Annotated in this window: 27 protein-coding genes; 12 read left to right on the top strand and 15 right to left on the bottom strand. The window is 61.5% G+C overall.

Going from position 1 to position 18,538, the window contains the following annotated elements; translation table 11 throughout:
* Positions 1-27: 27 nt before the first annotated feature.
* The 6 genes from FJ979_RS23575 to FJ979_RS23550 all read left to right on the top strand — a co-directional run bounded on the left by FJ979_RS23575 (position 28) and on the right by FJ979_RS23550 (position 3,796).
* The gene (locus FJ979_RS23575; protein WP_140525123.1) at positions 28-630 is read left to right on the top strand and encodes a diguanylate cyclase; all 603 of its coding nucleotides are present in this window, start codon (positions 28-30) and stop codon (positions 628-630) included.
* A gap of 137 nt (positions 631-767) precedes the next feature.
* Entirely contained in the window at positions 768-1,004 is a 237-nt protein-coding gene (locus tag FJ979_RS23570; protein WP_140497440.1) for a hypothetical protein, read from the top strand.
* Positions 1,005-1,480: 476 nt separating this feature from the next.
* Positions 1,481-1,867 (top strand): hypothetical protein, encoded by a 387-nt coding sequence (locus FJ979_RS23565; protein WP_224647132.1) that lies wholly within the window; start codon positions 1,481-1,483, stop codon positions 1,865-1,867.
* The gene (locus FJ979_RS23560) at positions 1,864-3,084 is read left to right on the top strand and encodes an Nramp family divalent metal transporter (protein WP_140525122.1); all 1,221 of its coding nucleotides are present in this window, start codon (positions 1,864-1,866) and stop codon (positions 3,082-3,084) included. The genes FJ979_RS23565 and FJ979_RS23560 overlap by 4 nt, the downstream gene beginning before the upstream one ends.
* Positions 3,084-3,443 (top strand): hypothetical protein, encoded by a 360-nt coding sequence (locus tag FJ979_RS23555; RefSeq protein WP_140515218.1) that lies wholly within the window; start codon positions 3,084-3,086, stop codon positions 3,441-3,443. Before FJ979_RS23560 ends, FJ979_RS23555 begins: the two co-directional genes overlap by 1 nt.
* Before the next feature lie 2 nt (positions 3,444-3,445).
* Entirely contained in the window at positions 3,446-3,796 is a 351-nt protein-coding gene (locus FJ979_RS23550; RefSeq protein WP_140525121.1) for a hypothetical protein, read from the top strand.
* Positions 3,797-3,879: 83 nt separating this feature from the next.
* Here the strand turns inward: FJ979_RS23550 and FJ979_RS23545 are convergent, their stop codons facing one another.
* A complete protein-coding gene (locus FJ979_RS23545) occupies positions 3,880-4,209 on the bottom strand; it encodes a hypothetical protein (protein ID WP_140525120.1) in 330 nt (109 codons plus the stop codon).
* Positions 4,210-4,456: 247 nt separating this feature from the next.
* Between FJ979_RS23545 and FJ979_RS23540 the strand changes: the two genes are divergently transcribed.
* The gene (locus FJ979_RS23540) at positions 4,457-5,203 is read left to right on the top strand and encodes a DUF4142 domain-containing protein (protein WP_140525119.1); all 747 of its coding nucleotides are present in this window, start codon (positions 4,457-4,459) and stop codon (positions 5,201-5,203) included.
* Between the two features lie 21 nt (positions 5,204-5,224).
* Positions 5,225-5,818, top strand: coding sequence for a general stress protein (locus FJ979_RS23535; RefSeq protein WP_140497452.1), 594 nt, complete (start codon positions 5,225-5,227; stop codon positions 5,816-5,818).
* Between the two features lie 138 nt (positions 5,819-5,956).
* Here the strand turns inward: FJ979_RS23535 and FJ979_RS23530 are convergent, their stop codons facing one another.
* The 8 genes from FJ979_RS23530 to FJ979_RS23500 all read right to left on the bottom strand — a co-directional run bounded on the left by FJ979_RS23530 (position 5,957) and on the right by FJ979_RS23500 (position 11,750).
* Positions 5,957-6,118, bottom strand: coding sequence for a hypothetical protein (locus FJ979_RS23530; RefSeq protein WP_140497454.1), 162 nt, complete (start codon positions 6,116-6,118; stop codon positions 5,957-5,959).
* Positions 6,119-6,202: 84 nt separating this feature from the next.
* Positions 6,203-6,673, bottom strand: coding sequence for a YbhB/YbcL family Raf kinase inhibitor-like protein (locus FJ979_RS23525; protein ID WP_140497456.1), 471 nt, complete (start codon positions 6,671-6,673; stop codon positions 6,203-6,205).
* A 135-nt stretch (positions 6,674-6,808) separates the two neighbouring features.
* Entirely contained in the window at positions 6,809-6,946 is a 138-nt protein-coding gene (locus tag FJ979_RS32680) for a hypothetical protein (RefSeq protein WP_181165407.1), read from the bottom strand.
* A gap of 158 nt (positions 6,947-7,104) precedes the next feature.
* Positions 7,105-7,623 (bottom strand): ferritin-like domain-containing protein, encoded by a 519-nt coding sequence (locus FJ979_RS23520; RefSeq protein WP_140497458.1) that lies wholly within the window; start codon positions 7,621-7,623, stop codon positions 7,105-7,107.
* 227 nt (positions 7,624-7,850) lie between these two features.
* Complete coding sequence (locus FJ979_RS23515) at positions 7,851-8,399, bottom strand: DUF6496 domain-containing protein (protein ID WP_140583958.1); 549 nt, start codon at positions 8,397-8,399, stop codon at positions 7,851-7,853.
* A 119-nt stretch (positions 8,400-8,518) separates the two neighbouring features.
* Positions 8,519-8,977, bottom strand: a complete 459-nt coding sequence (locus tag FJ979_RS23510; protein ID WP_140497462.1) for a DUF1772 domain-containing protein — start codon at positions 8,975-8,977, stop codon at positions 8,519-8,521.
* Positions 8,978-9,063: 86 nt separating this feature from the next.
* Positions 9,064-9,729: a dienelactone hydrolase family protein gene (locus FJ979_RS23505; protein ID WP_140497464.1), complete on the bottom strand. Its 666-nt coding sequence runs from the start codon at positions 9,727-9,729 to the stop codon at positions 9,064-9,066.
* A 29-nt stretch (positions 9,730-9,758) separates the two neighbouring features.
* Entirely contained in the window at positions 9,759-11,750 is a 1,992-nt protein-coding gene (locus tag FJ979_RS23500; protein ID WP_224519081.1) for an erythromycin esterase family protein, read from the bottom strand.
* A gap of 310 nt (positions 11,751-12,060) precedes the next feature.
* Between FJ979_RS23500 and FJ979_RS23495 the strand changes: the two genes are divergently transcribed.
* The gene (locus FJ979_RS23495; RefSeq protein ID WP_140497466.1) at positions 12,061-12,252 is read left to right on the top strand and encodes a DUF2934 domain-containing protein; all 192 of its coding nucleotides are present in this window, start codon (positions 12,061-12,063) and stop codon (positions 12,250-12,252) included.
* Between the two features lie 81 nt (positions 12,253-12,333).
* Here the strand turns inward: FJ979_RS23495 and FJ979_RS23490 are convergent, their stop codons facing one another.
* Positions 12,334-12,762: a hypothetical protein gene (locus FJ979_RS23490; protein WP_140515225.1), complete on the bottom strand. Its 429-nt coding sequence runs from the start codon at positions 12,760-12,762 to the stop codon at positions 12,334-12,336.
* Between the two features lie 252 nt (positions 12,763-13,014).
* Positions 13,015-13,356, bottom strand: coding sequence for a sensor histidine kinase (locus FJ979_RS33145; RefSeq protein ID WP_224519092.1), 342 nt, complete (start codon positions 13,354-13,356; stop codon positions 13,015-13,017).
* Here FJ979_RS33145 and FJ979_RS33140 point away from each other — a divergent pair.
* On the top strand, positions 13,339-13,977 hold the full coding sequence (locus FJ979_RS33140) for a hypothetical protein (RefSeq protein WP_246670975.1): 639 nt from the start codon (positions 13,339-13,341) through the stop codon (positions 13,975-13,977). The genes FJ979_RS33145 and FJ979_RS33140 overlap by 18 nt on opposite strands.
* A gap of 219 nt (positions 13,978-14,196) precedes the next feature.
* On the opposite strand, the gene FJ979_RS23480 is transcribed toward FJ979_RS33140, so the two are convergent.
* Positions 14,197-14,970 carry a Crp/Fnr family transcriptional regulator gene (locus tag FJ979_RS23480; protein ID WP_140497473.1) on the bottom strand — a complete coding sequence of 258 codons (774 nt, stop codon included), beginning with the start codon at positions 14,968-14,970 and terminating at the stop codon, positions 14,197-14,199.
* Positions 14,967-15,356, bottom strand: a complete 390-nt coding sequence (locus FJ979_RS23475; protein ID WP_140497475.1) for a response regulator — start codon at positions 15,354-15,356, stop codon at positions 14,967-14,969. The genes FJ979_RS23480 and FJ979_RS23475 overlap by 4 nt, the downstream gene beginning before the upstream one ends.
* A 231-nt stretch (positions 15,357-15,587) precedes the next feature.
* Here FJ979_RS23475 and FJ979_RS23470 point away from each other — a divergent pair, with 231 nt between their 5' ends.
* Positions 15,588-15,809, top strand: a complete 222-nt coding sequence (locus FJ979_RS23470; RefSeq protein ID WP_140497477.1) for a hypothetical protein — start codon at positions 15,588-15,590, stop codon at positions 15,807-15,809.
* A gap of 121 nt (positions 15,810-15,930) precedes the next feature.
* Here the strand turns inward: FJ979_RS23470 and FJ979_RS23465 are convergent, their stop codons facing one another.
* Positions 15,931-16,230 (bottom strand): DUF1236 domain-containing protein, encoded by a 300-nt coding sequence (locus FJ979_RS23465; RefSeq protein ID WP_224519082.1) that lies wholly within the window; start codon positions 16,228-16,230, stop codon positions 15,931-15,933.
* Between the two features lie 194 nt (positions 16,231-16,424).
* Here FJ979_RS23465 and FJ979_RS23460 point away from each other — a divergent pair, with 194 nt between their 5' ends.
* A complete protein-coding gene (locus FJ979_RS23460) occupies positions 16,425-17,330 on the top strand; it encodes a DUF1236 domain-containing protein (RefSeq protein WP_140583955.1) in 906 nt (301 codons plus the stop codon).
* Positions 17,331-17,419: 89 nt separating this feature from the next.
* Here the strand turns inward: FJ979_RS23460 and FJ979_RS23455 are convergent, their stop codons facing one another.
* Positions 17,420-18,532: a mannonate dehydratase gene (locus FJ979_RS23455; protein WP_140583953.1), complete on the bottom strand. Its 1,113-nt coding sequence runs from the start codon at positions 18,530-18,532 to the stop codon at positions 17,420-17,422.
* Positions 18,533-18,538 lie beyond the last annotated feature (6 nt).

Raw genomic sequence — 18,538 nt, 5'->3', positions numbered from 1 at the left:
GAACGGGATCCCGCGCGAAAGGATGTCATGCTGTCAGATCCTACCGTGCTGATCTTGATGTATTTCCTGCTGCCGGTCTGGTTGGCCGCCGGATTTGCCGACTGGATCTGCCATCGCGCCTCTCACATCGAATCGACGACAGGCGCCAAGGAGTCGTTGATCCACCTTCTGATGTTCGCCGAGGTCGGAATACCTTTGCTGGCCGCCATGTTTCTTGACGTGAATGCTCTCATCATTCTCATCATGATCGTCACCTTCTTCGTCCACGAGGCGACAGCGATGTGGGACGTCAGCTACGCCACCACCGCCCGCACCGTCACGCCGATCGAGCAGCACGTTCACAGCTTCCTGGAGATGATCCCGCTGATGGGGCTGGTCAGCGTCATTTCCCTCCACTGGGGACAGTTCCTCGCCTTGTTCGGGGCGGGGACGGAAACCGCGCGCTTCGAACTTGTCTGGAAATCGGAGCAGCTGCCGGTGACCTACATTGCCTGCGTGATGGCCGTGATCCTGATTTTCGAACTGCTTCCCTATCTGGAAGAGCTCGTCAGGGGATTGCGGGCCAATGCCGGGAAACTGATCCCGTCGAAGGCCAGGCGAGGGGATCCGGGCCAGACGACATTGCGTTGACGTGATCGCGCAGCGACACTCCTCCGGCCACTGGCATCGGAATCCAGCCGGTCTGCAATGCCAGGATCGTTGTGCGGAACATTTCTGTCGGGCGAGCCATTGAGAGAGCGGGCATGGCAGCGATGGGGAGTGCGACGATGGGATTTCTATCCGACCTCGACAAGAAATTGACGGACAATGTCTACGAACATGGCAGCCAGCTCACCGATTCCGCCGCGGATCTCCCGCAGACGGTCGGCGAAATTGTCGAACGGCTGATGCCTTTCGTCCAACCTGAGGCGCGCGAGACGGTCAAGGCTCAGATTCTGGGCCTGATCCACGAGTACAAAGCCGAGCGCACCCGGAGCGCCGCCGAGCAGGATCATCCAGACTGAACTACCCGTTCTGGTCTATCGCGTGAGGCGCCGGCTGGCTGCCGCCCCCGCTGCCCGATGTATCGCGCCCGAACCATATCCAAGCCGCGACAAGCACAATCACCACGATGGCTATCCAGGCAATGAGACGGGGCATCGAGGGGTCCTTCCCTGCCAGTCGATCGTTCGGGCGGCGCGGCGATCAGGATGGAAGTCGAACCGCCCGACTCCTCGTTAATCCGATTGCCGATCCTTTGTTCCGCTCGAGCTGGTCCCCGTCGCTGCCGCTTGGCACCTGCCGCGGCCGACAGACTTGCACTCCGTGCTGGGCTCGATCGTGGCCTCGGTTGACGGGGAGGGCGGGCGCGCTAGATCAAAACTTACGCCGAACATGGTTTTCGTTGGTGGGGGAGGTCATTCGTGTGGCGGGTCCAACGCCGGATCTAATTCTTAGCGGCCGTCGCCTTGGCCGCAACAGCGCATGCCTGCTGTTGCTCATGGCCATGTCGACCGCGTGCTCGTCCTCGGACCAGATCGAACAGCAATCCCGAACTGCCGCCTCGACGGCGCAGACCGTATCAATGACGCTTGATGCCTGGGCGGCGGGAGCTGCCCCTTCCAAATATGCTTCGGGCACGCTGCAATCGGCCGGCACGACACTGGCCGATATCGACGCGAAGATCCGATCGGCCACTACGGCTGAACCTGCCGAGCAGGCTGCGTTGGCGGAGGCGGTCAAGGACCTGTCGATCGCGGTGAACCGCGCCCAGGCGGGAGTGCAAGCGGACCGCCGCCCGCAAGTGCAGGAGGCTCAGGAAGATATTCGGACGGCCACGCGCTCCCTGGCCGCCGCTTACTTCAGATATTTCGCGCCGAAGCCATGAAGAAGCTCCTGGAAATATCGCTGGGCATCGTCACCAGTGTTGGCGGCTTCCTGGAAGTCGGATCGATGGCGACGGCAGCCCAGGCAGGTGCGACCTTCGGGTTTCAGCTGATCTGGGCGGTGGTTCTCGGCACCATCTGCATCATTTTTCTGGTCGAGATGGCCGGCCGGTTTGCCGCCGTGAGCCATCACACGATCTCTGACGGGATCCGGGAACGATTTGGCTTCAACGTTTCGCTATGGCCATTGCTTGCCGCCCTGCTGGTCAATTTCATGGTGCTGTCCGCCGAGATCGGTGGTGTTGCCATCGCGCTCGAACTTGCCACCGGCATTGGCTTTCAATGGTGGGCTTTACCCGTGGCTTTGATGGCATGGCTGTTGCTGTGGAAAGGCACGTTCGGGCTGATCGAGAAAGGCGTGTCGATACTCGGCCTCGTGACGCTGTGCTTCGTGGTCGCAGCGATGATGCTGAAGCCCGATTGGACAGCTGTCGCGTCCGGCGCGGTGCCTACACTGCCGACCCATGATGCGGCGAGTTACTGGTTCATGGCGGTCAGCATCCTTGGCGCTTCGATATCGCCTTACCTGTTCATGTTCTATTCCTCGGGGGCGATCGAGGACCAGTGGGACAGAAGCTATCTCGGAACCAATCGGGCCATCGCCGGACTGGGCATGGCCTTTGGCGGCACCATTTCGATCGGCGTCTTGATGGTGGCCGCGCTCGTGCTTGCAACGCACGGCATCGATCAGGTCGACGACTATCATCAATTACCGTTGATGCTGATCCCGATATTCGGCTTCTGGGGGTTCGTCCTGTTCGTTGCCTCGCTCGCCATCGCTTGCTTCGGCGCCGCACTCGAGGTTGGGCTGCAACAGGCTTATCTGGTGGCGCAAGGGTTTGGATGGAACTGGGGCGAAAACCTCAAGCCACGCGACGATCCTGGCTTCAGTGCCGTCTACACGGTATCATTGTTTCTGGCCGCCATCCCCATCATGCTTGGGCTCGATCCGCTGAAGCTCACCATTTTTTCCATGGCGCTGACCGCCGCCAGCCTGCCGCTGACGGTAATTCCTTTCCTTTTCCTGCTGAACGACAAGCGCTATGTCGGCGAGCACCGCAACGGCATTGTCTCGAATGCCGCGGTGATCTTCATCATCGGGCTTGGTTTCGTGCTCGCCGTGGTGACCATTCCCCTGCAGATATTCGGAGGCACGTGATGGATTTGCTGCGCGACATCCTCGACAAGCAGATCGTCGACCGCGAACAGGTCAAGATCGGCAAGATCGACGGGCTGGTGGCGGAGTTGCGGCCGGGCAAGCCGCCGAGGATCATCGCGGTCGAGCTCGGCTCCGTCACCTTGGCGCGTCGCCTCGGCGTACGGCCAGGGCGTTGGATGACGCAGCTCGCGGCAGCGTGGGGCGGCAAACGCCATCGCAAGCCGCACCGGATCGCCTGGAAGAAGGTCCAGGACATAGGCGTCGACATCCAGTTCGATATCGATGTGCGCGAAACCTCGATCTTCGCCTGGCAGGACTGGCTGCGCGACCATGTCATCGGACGCATTCCGGGAGCTTGATGATGTCCACCGTCAACCTCGAACATCTGGCCGGACGACGCGTTCTCTCGCGGCAAGGCGAAAGCATCGGCTATATCGAGGAGATACGAGCCGAACCGGCCGGCGACGACTTCGTCGTTACCGAATTCCATGTCGGTATCTACGCCGCTTTCGAGCGTCTCTCGGCCTCGACCATCGGTACGGCGGTGCTGGATTTCTTCCGGCTGCGCCGTCGCGACGGCCTGTACCGTATTCCCTGGGACAAGCTCGACATCTCCGATCCTGCACGGCCGAGGCTGCTGTGTTCGACAACGGAACTTTCCGGCATGAAGGGCGCGCCCGAATTTCATCCACGAGCGAGGCAGGATCGATGACGACCCAGGCGGACGGCCGCGCGAAAAGTGCTCGAACTCAGCCAAGGGTTATCTGATGCTGTCTGCACTCAGGATGATGCGCCTTACCGCAGCAGGCTGGCTGCCAGGAACACCGCGGCCGCTATCAGTACGACGGCCGCAATCACCATTAGCGGCCAGTTGCTGCGGGGCTGCAGTTCGGGCTCGTTCTCCACCGGCCGCATCGCGTTGGCGAAGCTGGCATCGTTTTCGAATTTTGGCCGGAGAGAACGCTGCGGACCTGCTTCAGTGACCGGGTTCTGCGTGTCCGCCGCCTCGGCGTCGGTCTCGAACGGGGCAACTGCAGGATCGAATCCGGGCGTTTTGTCCCGTGTGGCTCCGGCCTGAACTTCTCCCCTGGCTGCGGCAGGTGTGGAATTTGAAATCTTGGCCATGAACTCTCCTCGGAACCCAATTCGGCAAGTTCGCTCGGTCGACAGATTGACGCTCATGGGTCGCATTTAAAATCAAATCTCGCAGCCGCCGATTTGTTCCGCGCCGCGGTCCCGATGTTGAAGGTCTCCTGGCCGGCTGTGGGGCCTGTCCGAAGGCGCTTGCAGCGCATCGCACGGCGCCGGAACAAAGCCCATCCTGGCTTGTTAGGGCGCATCGTAAGTTCGCGCATCGACAAGGACAAAGCCAATGAAAACGCGACACCTTCTTGCCTCGCTCGCCGCTGCTTCCATGCTTATCGCAATGCCTGCTTTGGCTGCTGCCGACAGCGCCCAGGATTTCGTCGACAAGGCCGCCGTCGGCGGCAAGTTCGAAGTCGACTCAAGCAAGATTGCCCAGGACAAGGCCCAGGATCAAAGCATCAAGAATTTCGCGCAGACGATGATCCGGGACCACGGCGCGGCCAACGCCAAGCTGGAAACGATTGCCGGCGAACAGAAGTTGAAGATGCCGACGGCGCTCGATGCGCAGCATCAGGCCGATCTGGATAAGCTCCAGAACGCACAGCCGCCAATCGATCCGGCCTATGTGGACATGCAGCGCAAGGCGCACGCCGATGCCGTCAATCTGTTTGAAAGCTACGCCCGCGACGGCGACAACGCGGCCCTCAAGACGTTCGCCCAGCAGACGGTCGATACGTTGAAGATGCATCGGCAGATGATCGAAAAGATCGCCGCCGGCCAGGACTCCATCACGGGAGCGACAACGCCCGCTGTGAAAACCACGAACACGCCCAATGCCGCGGCCCTGGTGCCCGGCGCAAACAGTTTCACCGAGACCCAGGCAAAGAGCCGCATCGAGGATGCCGGCTATTCCAATGTGTCGAAGCTTGCCAAGGACGATCAAGGCATCTGGCGCGGCCAGGCGACCAAGTCAGGCCAAAGTGTCGCCGTCGGGCTCGACTATCAGGGCAACGTCGTCGCCGACAGCAAATGAGCCCGATCAGGAGATATCAAAATGAAAACCGTAACTGCACTGTTCGACAACTATGACGACGCAGCCGACGCGGTCGGCGAACTGGAAGCGTCCGGAGTGCCACATTCCGATATCAGCATCATCGCCAACAACTCGGATGGCTGGTACGAGAGAGATCGTTCCGAAGCCGCTGAAGATGCCGCGAGCGGTGCAGGGATAGGGGCCGTGGTCGGTGGCGCCGGCGGTTTGCTGACAGGGTTGGGCGTCATGGCCGTTCCGGGCGTCGGACCTGTGGTTGCGGCCGGATGGCTTGCCGCTACCGCCACCGGGGCGGTTGCCGGCGCGGTGGCTGGTGGTGCGGCGGGCGGTATCATTGGCGCTCTGACGGATTCGGGCGTTTCCGAAAACGATGCAAATGTCTATGCAGAGGGCGTACGTCGTGGCGGTACGCTGGTGACGGCCAAGGTGGACGATGGGCTTGTTCCGGAAGCCGAGGACATTCTGGGTCAGTCCAGCTCGGTTGACGTGATGGAACGCCGCAGGGCTTACGAGGCGGATGGCTGGACCGGCTTTGACGTCAACGCGGGCGACTATGTCCCTGAGCGCGACGGCGGCAGGGCAATAAACCGGCCCTGAAGAACAAGCCTGCCAGGGCGGCGGGGCACTTTGCAGCCAGGCCGGCGTGGGTGCCTCGCCCGAAATTTGATCTTCGGGACATGTGCGAGGGATGTTTGGACCGCTGATCGAGTTTGCTGTGGGCCACAGTAGCTACAATCAATCCTTGTCCTGATGATAGAGCCGATCGGTGGCTCGATCGCTTTCTCTGCGTTCTGCGGGACCGCGGCGACGTCGAGTGACAATGACGTAGGCCAGCAATACGAGCAGCAACAATGGCCCGCCGGCGACGACGATCAACCACATGACGCTTTCAAACATGGGACGTCTCCTTTCCCTCACAACCGGCAAGGAGAAGAACCGTTCCGCGCGTGGACGACGGCGCCCGGATCAATCTGCCTTCAATTACCGGCCACGTTCGTAGGTTCCGACGAGTTCTGCCTGCTCCAGCAAATGTTTTTGCGCCTCCTGCCAGATACGCTCCACGCCCGTGCTTGCGGGGATAGCAAGGTTCGGCGTGTCGAGCGCCGCCAGCCGGAAGTGGTAGTGATGGACACCGTGGCCCGCAGGCGGTTCAGGGCCGTCGTAATAGGCGTTACCGAAATCGTTCCGCGCTTGCCTGAGGGCCTGTGGACCCGGTCTGCCGCTTTCCGCTTCGGGCAACTCCTGCACCTCCGGCGAAATATTGAACACCCCCCAATGGCCGAACATTCCGCTCGGCGCGTCGGGATCCTGGACGACAAGGACGAGGCTCTTTGTGCCGTCCGGTACCCCGGCCCACTTCAGAGGCGGAGATACGTTCTTGCCGTCACGAGTATAGGCTTCGGGGATCTCTCCGCCGTCGGCAAAGGCGGGGCTACTGAGCGTCAGGGGCATGGTTCGCACTCCTTTCGAGGAACATTCGATCGCATCACCGCCGCATCGCAAAGCGTGCCGGAATTGTTTGCGGTCATCGAATTGCTTGCGAGCACGTTCCGGCGCGGCTCAAGCGCGCTGCGGCTCGAAAGGATCCTAAGATCCCGTCATAAGCGGCTTGAGGACGAATATGGCCAAGAGGCCAATAAAAAACACGGCGGCGATCACGACACTCCAGGTGATGAGCTTTCCGGTACCGCGTTGCTCTTCCTCGCGAGACAGGTCTTCCGGCATTTCGCGGATCCTCCTGTAAGGTTCGATGATTTGACAACCTGTTTTGTCGAGGCAGGTTCCCGGCAGCCAAATCCAGAGCAGGACCCGCAGTTCAACTCGAACGCACCCCGCTCTGGACAGGAAGGCTGCCGGGCGCCTAGCGCCGCGCCGCCCCGCGGCTAAGCGGCTTTCTCAAGAGCGCGCTCATTGACCCCGCCTTCGCCTAAGCCTGTAAGCGCTTCATCGGTTGCCACTTCCTCTTTGAGCGTCTCGTTCAGGAGCTTGACCGCGTCGCTTTTGCCAAGCTGTTCAGCCCACGCGATCAACGTGCCGTAACGTGCGATTTCATAGTGCTCGACCGCCTGTGCCGCTCCGACCAGTCCTGCATCCAATGCTGGGTCGCCCTTATAGTCGTCGAGAATCTCCGACCCCTCTTCGAGAATGCCGTCGATTGCCGGACAGGTCTTGCCGCGGGCTGGCTTGTCCATCAGATCGAACACCTGTTCGAGGCGGTCGACCTGGCCTTCGGTTTCCACGCGATGTTTCTCGAACGCCGCCGCGACCTCCTCGGACTCGGCACCCTTGGCCATCTTGGGCAGCGCCTTTAGTATTTTCTTTTCGGCGTAATAAATATCCTTCAGCCCGTCGAGGAACAGGGCTTCCAGCCCTTTCGTCGCCGCCTTCTTCGCAGTCGCCATGTTTTCGTCTCCCTAAGGTTGTCATGAAAGCTCCACCACCGGTGTAGCTTTCCATAACCTTGAACACGGGCCGTTGTTCCCGCCGGATCGAGACAAAGACAAGGACGGCCGTATCTCACACGATCGCACTGTCCCAGCCGCCATAGTGCGCATCGCTTGACGCTGGCTGCGGTCCAGCTACCTCTCACCAGCCGGCTGGAGAGAGTGCGTAGCGGGTTTTCGACCTTCTAGGTTCGGCCCGCACGCGTGCTGGCGGCCTTCTGCGCTGCTTTCTTTCTTCCGGCAGCACCCTTGGTGCGGACCGCCTTGCGTGCGGCGGCGGACCGGCCTGCAGTGCCCTTCGTCTCCGAGGCTTTCTTGGCTGCGGCCGAGCGCTCCTCGGCCGTCCGGCGCGACGCCGCCTGCTTGGTCTGTCTTGAAAGCGCCTCATGGGATGCCGTGTTCTTCGGCTCGTGCTCGAGAACCTCGGAAACGGCCTTCGAGACCTTGGGGCTGCGTTTTGGCTTACGTTCGCCCTGGCCAACTTCATAGGCGTATTCGGCGCTCTTGCGGGTGCTCTCCTTGACGCTTCGTTTCTTGGGCGGAGGCAGGTCGACGCCTGCGCGGCGCGCCTCCGAAAGGCCGATGGCGATCGCCTGCTTGGTCGAGCGCGCGCCGTGCTTGCCGCGACGGACCTTCTCGATCTTGTCATGCACGAATTCGCCGGCCTGCGTGGTGGGCGATTTACCTTCGCGCTTGTCTTTTTTCGCTTTCTCGATGGTTTTCTTATCCGGCATCGCTTTCTCCTCGTTGGATACAGCGGGACTGGTGGCGGTGCGACGTCGCGACCTCCAGAAAACCTAACGCGTCGATGGCGCAAATGATCCGGAGGAAAAGAGACTTTCTCCGCGAGGATCTATGGGCCGGCCGGACGCCACGAGAGCGCCGACAGCGTCGCGAGGCAGAGTGCTGCAAATACAATCGCGGTATTTACCGCATGAGAATATTCCCATTGCTGCCTGAGCGCTTCCCAGTTTGCAGGAACTGTCGTCCAGTTCTGCGTCGCCTGGTTGGCGGGGAGCGTCCAGACAACGAAGATCGCAAGCATGATCGCGAAACACAGCGCCGCAAGCAGGGCGAGCCAAAACGGCCAAGCCTGTGCGCGCACGGAGATCGCCAGCAGTGCATTCACGATCAGCGCGGCAGGCCAGAGAAAACCGAGAATCGCCCATCCGTAATAGATGCCTTGGACGGTGAAATATTCCGGCTGCGGCAGAGATATCTTGTTGGGAAGAGCGGCGAGATGGGCCCCTGCCGGGATGAGCGCGAGGGCCGAAATGACAATGGCGAGAAATTGCAGAACCTTGACTGTCATGGAAACGTCTCCGCGGAATGACGCTTAATGCGCCGACGGCCCAATCGATCTGGCTCTCGGATGAGTCGAGGGCGATGGCTTTGGCCTCACGCCGGCAGTTGGCGCAGGAACCATTGGATCGCGAAGTCCGCGACGTCTTCCAGCGCGCCGGGCTCCTCGAACAGGTGCGTCGCAGCCGGCACGATGGCCAGCTCCTTTTCACACCGCAGCGCCGCGAACGCCGAACGGTTGAGCGCGATCACCTGCGTGTCTGCGCCGCCGACCACGAGCAGCGTTGGTGCCCGGACGTGGGGCAGGGCAGGTGCCGCAAGATCCGGACGCCCGCCGCGCGAGACGACGGCGACCGCTCGATCCGGGCGCTCTGCCGCAGCCATCAGCGCCGCGGCAGCCCCTGTGCTCGCGCCGAAATAACCGACGCGCAGCGCCGACGTTTCCTCGGACATGTGCAGCCAATCGGTGACCTGAACCAGGCGATCGGCGAGCAAGCGAATGTCGAACCGCAACTCGGCGGTAATCTGGTCGATACGCTCCTCTTCGGTCGTCAACAGGTCGATGAGCAACGTGGCGAGTTCCGCCTCGTTCAGCCGTCCGGCCACATAGCGGTTGCGTGGGCTGTGCCGGCTGCTGCCGCTGCCGTGAGCGAAGAGGACGAGCCCACGGGCTTCCTGCGGCAGCGACAGGTTGCCTGCGAGCATTGCGCCGCCGGCGGGAACCTGCACGGCCTTCTCGTTTGTCTTCAGGACTGAGACCATGGCGATCTCCAATTCAATTGGATCGGGCCCTAAACCCCGAACGGATAGGTCTCCGCGAGCTCGCCGGCGTCCCATTGCGAGCTGCGCTCCAGCGGCTCAACCGCCCGCGTCTCGTCGAAATGCAGCAGCATGTCGAATTGCGCGGCAAGGTCGGCATGGAAGTAGTGGCTGGCCCGTTCGGTCTCAGGGCGGTAGATGACGCCGATCGCGCGCTCCAGGAGCCGTCGCGGCAGGGCTTCGCCGTCGCCGCGCAGATCCAGCTGGAAGCGATCAGCCGGGACTGCATGCAGCAGCGCCTCATAGCTGCGCGCTAGGGCAGGCCGGACAACCTTGCGCTCCGCGGGGCCGTCCCAGTTCGATGCCGCCGTCACCGTTCCTTGATACGTCGTGAAGCCGACGAGAAAGGCGTCGCGCTGATGCTTTTCGCGGATAAGCTGTCCGAGGTTGATCTCGCCATGCAGGCTCCTGTCTGTCGCCCTGGCGTCGCCGAGATGGGAGTTATGCGCCCAAACCACGATCTTCGGCGATCGCCCGAGCCGGCCGAGATGAGCGGTGAGAGCGTCGAACGTCTCGGCCATGTGCCGATCACGCAGGTTCCAGGTCGATTCGGGCGCCAGGAACATGGCGCGATAATAGGCCTCCGCATTCTTCACCAGGCGGGCGTTTTGCTGCGCCGCGAAGAGTTCGTCCGCGATGGCGCCTTCGCGTGGCTCGGCCTTCGCCGGGCGCCGCTTCAGCATCTCGACCAGCTGTGCGACCACAGCCTCCTGGCAGGATTTGTCGACCTCATTGCCGGCTATGAAGCCATAAGCCTGCGGGTCAGGGCCGAAATGATCGAAACAGGCATAGCGGCGACGCGCGATCTCCGCCGCGGCCGGGTCGGCCTTTTCGAGATAGCGCAGCACCGCCTTCATCGCGCCATGCAGGGCATAGAGGTCGAGCCCATAGAACCCGACTTTCGGATTGCCCTTGCCGGGCGCTTCATTGTGCCGGCGCAGCCATTCGACAAAATCGACGACGACCCTGTTCCGCCACATCCAGGTCGGGAAGCGTCGGAAATCGGCGAGCGCCTCTTCGGCGTCGATATCCCCGCCTGTTCCCTGAACATAGCGGTTGACCCGGTATGTGTCGGGCCAGTCGGCTTCGACAGCGACGGCGGCAAAACCCTGCTCCTCGATCAGCCGCCGCGTGATCCGCGCGCGCTCCTCATAGAATTCGTGTGTGCCGTGCGAAGCTTCACCGAGCAACACAAAGCGCGCCTCGCCGATCGCCGCCAAGAGCTCGTCGTAGTCTCGCGCGTCTCCGGAGAGCCGAACGACGTGCTTGTGCAATCGGTTTGCCGTATTCTGCGGCGCATCGCGGCCGGACGGTGCGGTTGGTCGCCCCGCCTTGGCGAGAAGGGCGCGGACCTCGTCGTCGCTGGTTTGGGAGAAGTCTTCATACCAGCGCCCGACGCCGATGAGCGGCTGCGGCGTCGTCGCACAGACGACCTCGTCTGCCTCGCTCTCCATCGCCTCGCAGGTGTCGGGACTGCCGACCGGAACGGCCGCAACTATACGGGCAGGCCGCTTTTCGCGCAGCGCCCTGACCGCCGCGCGCATGGTCGACCCAGTGGCGAGCCCATCGTCCACGAGAATGACGATTCGATCCTCCACAAGGAGCGGTACCCGCTCGCCGCGATAGAGGTGCTCGCGGCGTAAAAGCTCCCTCTCCTCGCTGGCAGTGACCGCATCGATGACGTGGGCCGGCACAGCGAGGCCTTCCACGATCTCGTCGTTCAGGACGCGTACGCCGGAGGTCGCGATTGCGCCCATGGCCAACTCTTCGTAACCGGGAACGCCGAGCTTGCGCACGACGAAAACGTCGAGCGGTGCCTTCAATGCCTGTGCGACTTCGTAGGCGACAGGCACGCCGCCGCGCGGCAGCGCCAGCACGGTGACATCATCGCGCGCTGCGAAGTGGCCGAGCTTATCAGCGAGAACGCGTCCTGCCTCGCGACGATCCGAAAAGACAATAGTCATGATCTCAAGCCCAATATTTGCGTCGCGCCCACCCTTTGGGGTCCCGCTGCAAGGCTTTGATTGGCCGAGGCCACACGGGGCGGCAAGGCGTGGCGCAGGCACATCATTGGCGTGTTCGTCGCCAAGAGTTCGAGCGGCGGGCATTCCCAAGCCATCCCCCACTGCGCCGATGCTCGGAAACGGCCTAATCCCCCAAGGGTTCCGTGTCGCTCCGGTGCGGCTAGTCCGGATCGCTCCAAAAGCGTTGCCTTTGTTTCCGGAGGGAACAAAGCGGCCTGCCGGAGATTGGGGCACGCAGGAGGAGTTTCCAATGGACAAGGAAGAACTCATAAAGCGACGAGCCTACGAGATCTGGGAGCGCGAAGGCCGCCCGCCGGGCCGAGAGCAGGAGCATTGGGACCAGGCCGTGCAGGAAATAGAGGCGGAAGGATCGGAAGCCGAGCGCGGTCCGGTGGTGCCCGATCCGACCATCGGCAGCGGGTCGGAGCCTCGAAGCTCCTGAAGCGACGTCACTTGCCGCCAAGGAGGAAAAATGCGTCGACCGACTGTTCATTCCGTCGACGCATTCGAGATGGCGTCTCGGTCAACGTCCGAGCAGCGCCCTGAGCCTGGCGAAGATATTGAAACCTTCGCCCATGGCGGCGCGCACGCGAACGGCGACCCACCCGGCTTTCATGGTCGCACCGACGTGGCAATCGCAGACGATGTTGTGCAACTGCCAGTTGGACAGTTCGAAAAAGCGCTTTGCCTCGCCATAGGTGTCGCCTTCCAGACCCTGCGCCCGCAGTATCGGATCTTCGAACGCTACGCTGATGGGGGATTGCACGCAGTAGGCGTTTTCGCGCATGTCGGGGCTCATATATTCGGTGCCCGGAAGCGCTCCGAGGCGCCGTTCAGGATGACGCTCAAGAAGACTTGCCCAGCGCTCCAGGCGTTGGTTCCGCGTCATTGTCGGGCACACCGTATCAACTTCCGCGATTGCGTGTAGTTGTTCGAGTGTATGGGACTTCATGGTCAGCTCCTGTTGATCCAGGTTCCTCCCGCTTCAAGGTGAGTCGCGAGATCACGACAGCGCGCTCGCCGTCGCCGCGCTCCGAACTCTTTGTTGTCGCTGAAGTTCCATCATTTTGAGAATTTGAAGGCTGGTGCGGCGGCAACTCGGCAAACCCCAGGGCCGTTGCGCCACCTCGGTCGGTGCTGGGTCAGCCCCTTCCAACTCCACGCTCCTGGCCCCGGCCGCCTTTCGGCGCAGGAGTGTCGGTGTTCAATGCTGGAGATCGTCGGGCGGGTCCTCCAGGCTCCTGCTGGGGTGAATTTCGTTCGAGAGGGGGATATCCATCGTGCAGATCACCTCGGCATCGGTGAAGCGCAGCGAGCCAGCTCCGCCGATCTCATAGGGCACCACCTTTTCGATCAGCTCGGATCCGAAGCCGCGTCGCGCAGGTATTGCTGCCGGACCATGCAGGTCCTCGATCCAGCGGATCTTCAGCTCCTGTCTGGCGGGCGTGCCACCCACTTTCCAGCTTACGCTGATTGATTTGTCGGCTGCCGACAGCGCGCCATATTTCATCGAGTTGGTGGCGAGTTCGTGGAACGCCAGGCCCAAGGTCTCCGCCGTCTTTCCGGACAAGGAAATATCCGGGCCATCTATGGTGAACTGATCTTCCGTCCGGCCGCCTTGGGACGCAAGCTCGTCAAGGACAAGCATGTCAAGCTGCACGGTGGCCGAGGCCGATCGCATCAGCACATTGTGCGTGCGTGCAAGCGCATTGATGCGGCCCTCGAGGTGAAAGGCATAGTCCTCGACATTGTTGCTGTTTTCAACCGACCGGCGAGCGATCGAACGGACAATGCTCAACGTGTTGCGAACGCGGTGCTGCAATTCGGCGGCAAATGCCTTCGTCGCCTGGAGGCGGTCGCGTGTGACCTGGAGTTCGGCTTCGAGCCGGGCGATATGATCGTCACGTTCGTCCATCTGTTCATCGACATGGCTGAGCCGCATCGACGCGGAAGCATCGCGTTCTTCGGCGGACACACTTTGCGGACGGGAGAATGTACCCGTGACGTCTTTCTTGGGAGGTCTTTTTCCAGCCACCTGTCAGTCTTTCAACCGTTCATCGATCATGCGCGGTGCCAAGCGCATCGTCTCGTCGGCCTTTGGCTCGCGTTCACGCGCCCAGGATTGGCTTTCGTGCCGCCGCGCGCGGTTTTCAGCCGGCGAAAATGATACCGTCGAGCCGGCAGGAGCATTAATGCCGCCGCTGTCGGCGGAAATATGGAGGGCGATAGCAGCGGCCCAGCGGATCGATCGTACCTGCCGATCCGCCGATCAAATCGCGCTTGGCCATCGCTCGCTACCGCCTCCGGTCACGCCGAACCGGCAGAAGCAGGCCAGGTTCCCTATGATGTTTCATTTTTGCGCTCCACTCGATGAGGCCGTGCCTGATCATGCAAAAGGCTCCCTGACGTCCAACAGATGAAGGTAATCAGGATTGAAAAAGGCCGCCGCCTCCAGTTTCGCCAGGTTCTTGATCGTTACAGTGCCGTTGTTGAACGAAATGAGGCCATCGCGCCTGAGATCCTGAAGCGTACGGTTGATGTGCACGTTCGAAAGACCGAGCGTATCGCCCAGGGTCGCCTGGGTTACCGGTAGGGGATAGCTCTTGCCGGCCGTTTCACCAATTGCGTGAAGCCTGTGGAACAGCTCGCAAAAAAGGTGAGCCATCCGCTCATAAGCAGTCCGCTGGCCGATGTTGACGACCCATTCGCGGGTGATCGCCTCGTCGAGCAGCGTGGTCCACCAGAGCGCACGCGTAAGATTGGGATAGCTGTTGGTGAAGCCGAGGATGGCGCTCTGCGGGATCGCCGCAACCTTGGAGCGGCTGAGAGCACCGATCGAGTGGTCCATGCGCCGCAGCAGGAACACGTGAAGATCGCAAAGGTCGCCCGGCACCAAATAGGCAAGGATCTGTCGCCGACCGTCTTCGAGAATCTTGTAGCGGCAGGCAAATCCTTCGAGCAGCAGGTTGACCCCGCCTGTCCGGTCGCCCCTTTGGATGACGTCATCGCCGGCGGCGAATTCGGCGACCTTTGTTGTCGCGCTCTCGATGGCGTCGCATTCTTCCACGGACAGGACCGTGAAATTGGACAGCTTGCGGATAAGCGGGTGCCGCGCGGTCTTCGCTCTCAGGCCAACCGCCGGCTCGCTTCTCTCGTTCATCGCGTGTCATGTGCCGTCGCGGCAACGAACTCGACAATGCTGCCGAATTCCAGAGGCTTTTCAAATCGCCTGATCCCGCCGAGCTCTGCTGGAATGGCCGTCTGATCATAGCCGGTGGCGAAGGCGATCGGAACGCCTTTCGCCAACGACTCGCGGGCAATCTCGAATGTCTGCTCGCCGCGCAAGTTGATATCGAGAATCGCAAAATCGCATTGACCGCTGTTCAGCAATTCGATTGCGGGCTCGACCGTGGCGACCGGGCCGAGCACTATCGCCCCTTGTGTGACGAGAGCCTTACGCAGGTCATCGGCGAGAAAATATTCGTCTTCCACGATCAAAACGCGAATCCCGCCCAGAAAGGCTGATTTCGCCGCTTCCCCGTCCATGGTGCAAGAGCTCTCCCTTTGCAGCGGCCATCACTTGGGACACTACACCGCAACCCGCTGCACTCCCAGTTATATTTCCACCGATGCAGCGGAGGTGAACTCCAAAGCCACCGCCAGCCCCTATTTTCCTGAATCGACATCTTTTTCGTCTGCCGTTTTAACAATTGTGATGGCAGGTTTCGGTGTCCGTCAACACAGTGAGAAAAACGGGGAAATAAGGAGGAGGAACCGATGCCTGTGATCGATATGACCTCGAAGGAACTGATCCGGGCCATCGATCACTACATCAATTCCCGCAGAAATCTCGAATGGCCAATTTCCACGGCGCAGGCGGTGTCAGCCATCCGTTACGAACTGCCAGAATGCACTCTCTCCGACAAAGAACTGGCGGACATTGTTGCCAGCTCAGCAATTCAAAAGCATCGCAACATCGCATTTGACCTGCAGTCGTAGCCATGCTCATGCATGTCGCCCAAAACGCCTCGGTTTGGAACAAAGACATGCATGAAAACAGAAACCTGACACAGGTCGCCCGCCTCGACGCATGCCGGGGCGGGCGCTTTGGAACATGCGGTCATTGAAGGACCTGGACGATTTTCCGGGTTTCCGGGTCGACCAGAACTGTTCGATTGTCGACCACGACGTAGCGGTATTTCACATCGGGAACTTCATGAAGTTCGACCGTATCAGGCACGGTGGATCCGACATTGAGTTCCACGCCGGGCAGTTGGACCGAGGCCAGCGGCTGCTTCTTCACATACTCCTTGATAACGGTTTCTTGCTCCGGCTGGATGACCACATCTTGCGCCGCGGCCGCTCCGGCCCCCGCAAGAAACAGGATGCCCACTGCCGTTCCCAGTAGATATTTTTCCACTTCTGTCTCCATCAGATGTTGGGCAGGGCGCCAAGCCGACGACGCCACCGGCGTTTCGGCAGGTGCGCCCTATGCGCCGAACTTCGCAAAATGCCGGCAGTTCCATCCGCTCCGGAATATATTAGCCTTCGGTGGAACAATCACGGGGTGGCAAAGTTTTGCCGCGAAGGGACTGCCATCCTAGGAGATTTCCCATGAGAACCACTCTGATCACCAGCATGTTAGCGCTTACCCTCGGATGTGGGGCGGCAATCGCGCAGACCCAGCAGCAGTCGGGCGAAGCGGCCCAATCGGGTGGGGCAGACACTTGCGCAGCCGGCTCGGCCAATTGCCAGAAGGGCGGCAGCACCGAGCAGCAGACGCAAGGCAAGGCCGGCATGAAGACCGACGAGCAGGCGCAAGGCAAAGCCGGAGCGAAGACCGATGAGCAGGCGCAGGGCAAGGCGGGCGTAAAGACCGACGAGCAGGCGCAAGGTAAGGCCGGCATGAAGACCGATGAGCAGGCGCAAGGCAAGGCCGGCATGAAGACCGACGAGCAGGCGCAAGGCAAGGCCGGAAAGAAGACCGACGAGCAGGCGCAAGGCAAAGCCGGAGCGAAGACCGACGAGCAGGCGCAAGGCAAGGCGGGCGTGAAGACCGATCAGCAGGCGCAAGGCAAGCCCCGCATGAAGACCGACGAGCAGGCGCAGGGCAAGGCCGGTACGACTACCGGTCAGCAAGCGCAGGGCAAGGCCGGTACGACGACCGATCAGCAAGCGCAGGGCAAGGCCGGTATGACGACCGACCAGCAAGCGCAGGGCAAGGCCGGTACGACTACCGACCAGAGTTCAACCGCTTCAATCAACAATATATCCGTCGAGCAGAAGACCGAAATCACCAACGTCATCCGCGAGACGAAGGTGGAACCGGTCTCGAACCTCGACGTGGACATTTCGGTCGGCGTGAAAGTGCCGAAGCAGAAGGTGCGGCTGCATCGACTTCCGCACCGGATCGTCGAAATCGTTCCTGCCTATGAGAGCTATGAATATTTCCTCCTGGCCGATGGCAGGATTGTTATTGTCGATCCGAACTCATATGAGATCGTCGCTATCCTGAGTTAGGAACCGAGCCGACTAACAAAAGCCCGCTCTCCATCGAAAGCGGGCTTTTGCGGCGCCTTCGGGCTCGAAAAATGTCAGTCGTGCGTCCCCTATTCACTCCGCTGCCATGTCGGGTGCCGGCTTCGTACCGGGCCTAGCGCGTCGGCGTTCTGCACCAGTGCGCGCATGTAGCCCAATGCGAAGGCCTTGCCGGCGTGCCATGGCGCGTCGCAGGCCATCTCAGGCGTGTGATCGGGTATCATGACGCCTTGATAATTCTCGTCGCGCAGAATGCGCACGATCTCGGCCATGTCGATGTCGCCGTCGTCGACGAAGGTTTCGTGATATTTCGGCACTTTGCCCCGCACATTGCGGAAATGGATATAGCCGATGCGGCCACGCCGCGCGAAACGGCGCACATGGCTGTAGATCTCCTCGGTCTGCGGCATCTCCTGCAGCGAGCCGAGGCAGAGCTCCAGCCCGTTGGCGGGCGAGTCGACGATATCCATCAGCCGATCATATTTCTGCGGCCGGTTGACGAGGCGCGCCGTGCCGCGCAGCGCCTCGGCGGGTGGATCGTCCGGATGCGCAGCCATCACGACGCCGGCCTCTTCGGCCACCGGTACGATTTCGCGCAGAAAGACGCCAAGCCGTTCCCACAGTTCTTCTTGCGAGACCCTGACAGGCGCGGCGCCGGCTCGGCCCGGCCGGTAGCGCATATTCCAGACCACTCCGTCGGGCAGCGGCAGGTCGGGATCGATATTGGACAAATCGAGCCCCACGGACATGGCGTCGCCGCGCGCGAATGGCCCGCGCTGCCAGCCCCACACGCCCGCGATCGAGAAGTTGTAGCCTATGCAGGGAATGCCGGCCCGGCCGGCGTCACGCACCAGGCGCTTGAGGCCGTCGAGCTGCCTCGACCGATCGGGGCCGCCGAGCAGCACGTCGGACCAGAAGCGCGGCGACAGGTTTTCGATGCCGGCGATCTCCAGGCCGTTGTCGCGTACGGTTTTCACCAGTCCGGTGAAATCCTCGTAGCTCCACAATCCATCCGTCGAACAATCGCCCCAGCCATCCGTTTCGGTGCCGGCCGACAGCGAGGGATCGCGGCCGCGAAAATAGTTGGTGAGATGCGCAACGACATGCGTTGCGCCGGCCTGCCGGGCAAAACGGAAATTCTCCGGCGTCAGCGAATCGCGATAGAGGCCAAGTCCGATCTTCATCCGCGT

Origin of the sequence: Mesorhizobium sp. B1-1-6 (assembly GCF_006443035.1) — a bacterium.
Lineage (GTDB): Bacteria > Pseudomonadota > Alphaproteobacteria > Rhizobiales > Rhizobiaceae > Mesorhizobium.
This window is presented reverse-complemented; position numbering and strand designations above follow the sequence as displayed.

Excerpts from the sequence above, each read along its gene's own strand:
- FJ979_RS23575 (WP_140525123.1), top strand. The coding sequence starts at position 28 with ATGCTGTCAGATCCTACCGTGCTGATCTTGATGTATTTCCTGCTGCCG.
- FJ979_RS23570 (WP_140497440.1), top strand. The coding sequence starts at position 768 with ATGGGATTTCTATCCGACCTCGACAAGAAATTGACGGACAATGTCTAC.
- FJ979_RS23565 (WP_224647132.1), top strand. The coding sequence starts at position 1,481 with ATGGCCATGTCGACCGCGTGCTCGTCCTCGGACCAGATCGAACAGCAA.
- FJ979_RS23560 (WP_140525122.1), top strand. The coding sequence starts at position 1,864 with ATGAAGAAGCTCCTGGAAATATCGCTGGGCATCGTCACCAGTGTTGGC.
- FJ979_RS23555 (WP_140515218.1), top strand. The coding sequence starts at position 3,084 with ATGGATTTGCTGCGCGACATCCTCGACAAGCAGATCGTCGACCGCGAA.
- FJ979_RS23550 (WP_140525121.1), top strand. The coding sequence starts at position 3,446 with ATGTCCACCGTCAACCTCGAACATCTGGCCGGACGACGCGTTCTCTCG.
- FJ979_RS23545 (WP_140525120.1), bottom strand. The coding sequence starts at position 4,209 with ATGGCCAAGATTTCAAATTCCACACCTGCCGCAGCCAGGGGAGAAGTT.
- FJ979_RS23540 (WP_140525119.1), top strand. The coding sequence starts at position 4,457 with ATGAAAACGCGACACCTTCTTGCCTCGCTCGCCGCTGCTTCCATGCTT.
- FJ979_RS23535 (WP_140497452.1), top strand. The coding sequence starts at position 5,225 with ATGAAAACCGTAACTGCACTGTTCGACAACTATGACGACGCAGCCGAC.
- FJ979_RS23530 (WP_140497454.1), bottom strand. The coding sequence starts at position 6,118 with ATGTTTGAAAGCGTCATGTGGTTGATCGTCGTCGCCGGCGGGCCATTG.
- FJ979_RS23525 (WP_140497456.1), bottom strand. The coding sequence starts at position 6,673 with ATGCCCCTGACGCTCAGTAGCCCCGCCTTTGCCGACGGCGGAGAGATC.
- FJ979_RS32680 (WP_181165407.1), bottom strand. The coding sequence starts at position 6,946 with ATGCCGGAAGACCTGTCTCGCGAGGAAGAGCAACGCGGTACCGGAAAG.
- FJ979_RS23520 (WP_140497458.1), bottom strand. The coding sequence starts at position 7,623 with ATGGCGACTGCGAAGAAGGCGGCGACGAAAGGGCTGGAAGCCCTGTTC.
- FJ979_RS23515 (WP_140583958.1), bottom strand. The coding sequence starts at position 8,399 with ATGCCGGATAAGAAAACCATCGAGAAAGCGAAAAAAGACAAGCGCGAA.
- FJ979_RS23510 (WP_140497462.1), bottom strand. The coding sequence starts at position 8,977 with ATGACAGTCAAGGTTCTGCAATTTCTCGCCATTGTCATTTCGGCCCTC.
- FJ979_RS23505 (WP_140497464.1), bottom strand. The coding sequence starts at position 9,729 with ATGGTCTCAGTCCTGAAGACAAACGAGAAGGCCGTGCAGGTTCCCGCC.
- FJ979_RS23500 (WP_224519081.1), bottom strand. The coding sequence starts at position 11,750 with ATGACTATTGTCTTTTCGGATCGTCGCGAGGCAGGACGCGTTCTCGCT.
- FJ979_RS23495 (WP_140497466.1), top strand. The coding sequence starts at position 12,061 with ATGGACAAGGAAGAACTCATAAAGCGACGAGCCTACGAGATCTGGGAG.
- FJ979_RS23490 (WP_140515225.1), bottom strand. The coding sequence starts at position 12,762 with ATGAAGTCCCATACACTCGAACAACTACACGCAATCGCGGAAGTTGAT.
- FJ979_RS23480 (WP_140497473.1), bottom strand. The coding sequence starts at position 14,970 with ATGAACGAGAGAAGCGAGCCGGCGGTTGGCCTGAGAGCGAAGACCGCG.
- FJ979_RS23475 (WP_140497475.1), bottom strand. The coding sequence starts at position 15,356 with ATGGACGGGGAAGCGGCGAAATCAGCCTTTCTGGGCGGGATTCGCGTT.
- FJ979_RS23470 (WP_140497477.1), top strand. The coding sequence starts at position 15,588 with ATGCCTGTGATCGATATGACCTCGAAGGAACTGATCCGGGCCATCGAT.
- FJ979_RS23460 (WP_140583955.1), top strand. The coding sequence starts at position 16,425 with ATGAGAACCACTCTGATCACCAGCATGTTAGCGCTTACCCTCGGATGT.
- FJ979_RS23455 (WP_140583953.1), bottom strand. The coding sequence starts at position 18,532 with ATGAAGATCGGACTTGGCCTCTATCGCGATTCGCTGACGCCGGAGAAT.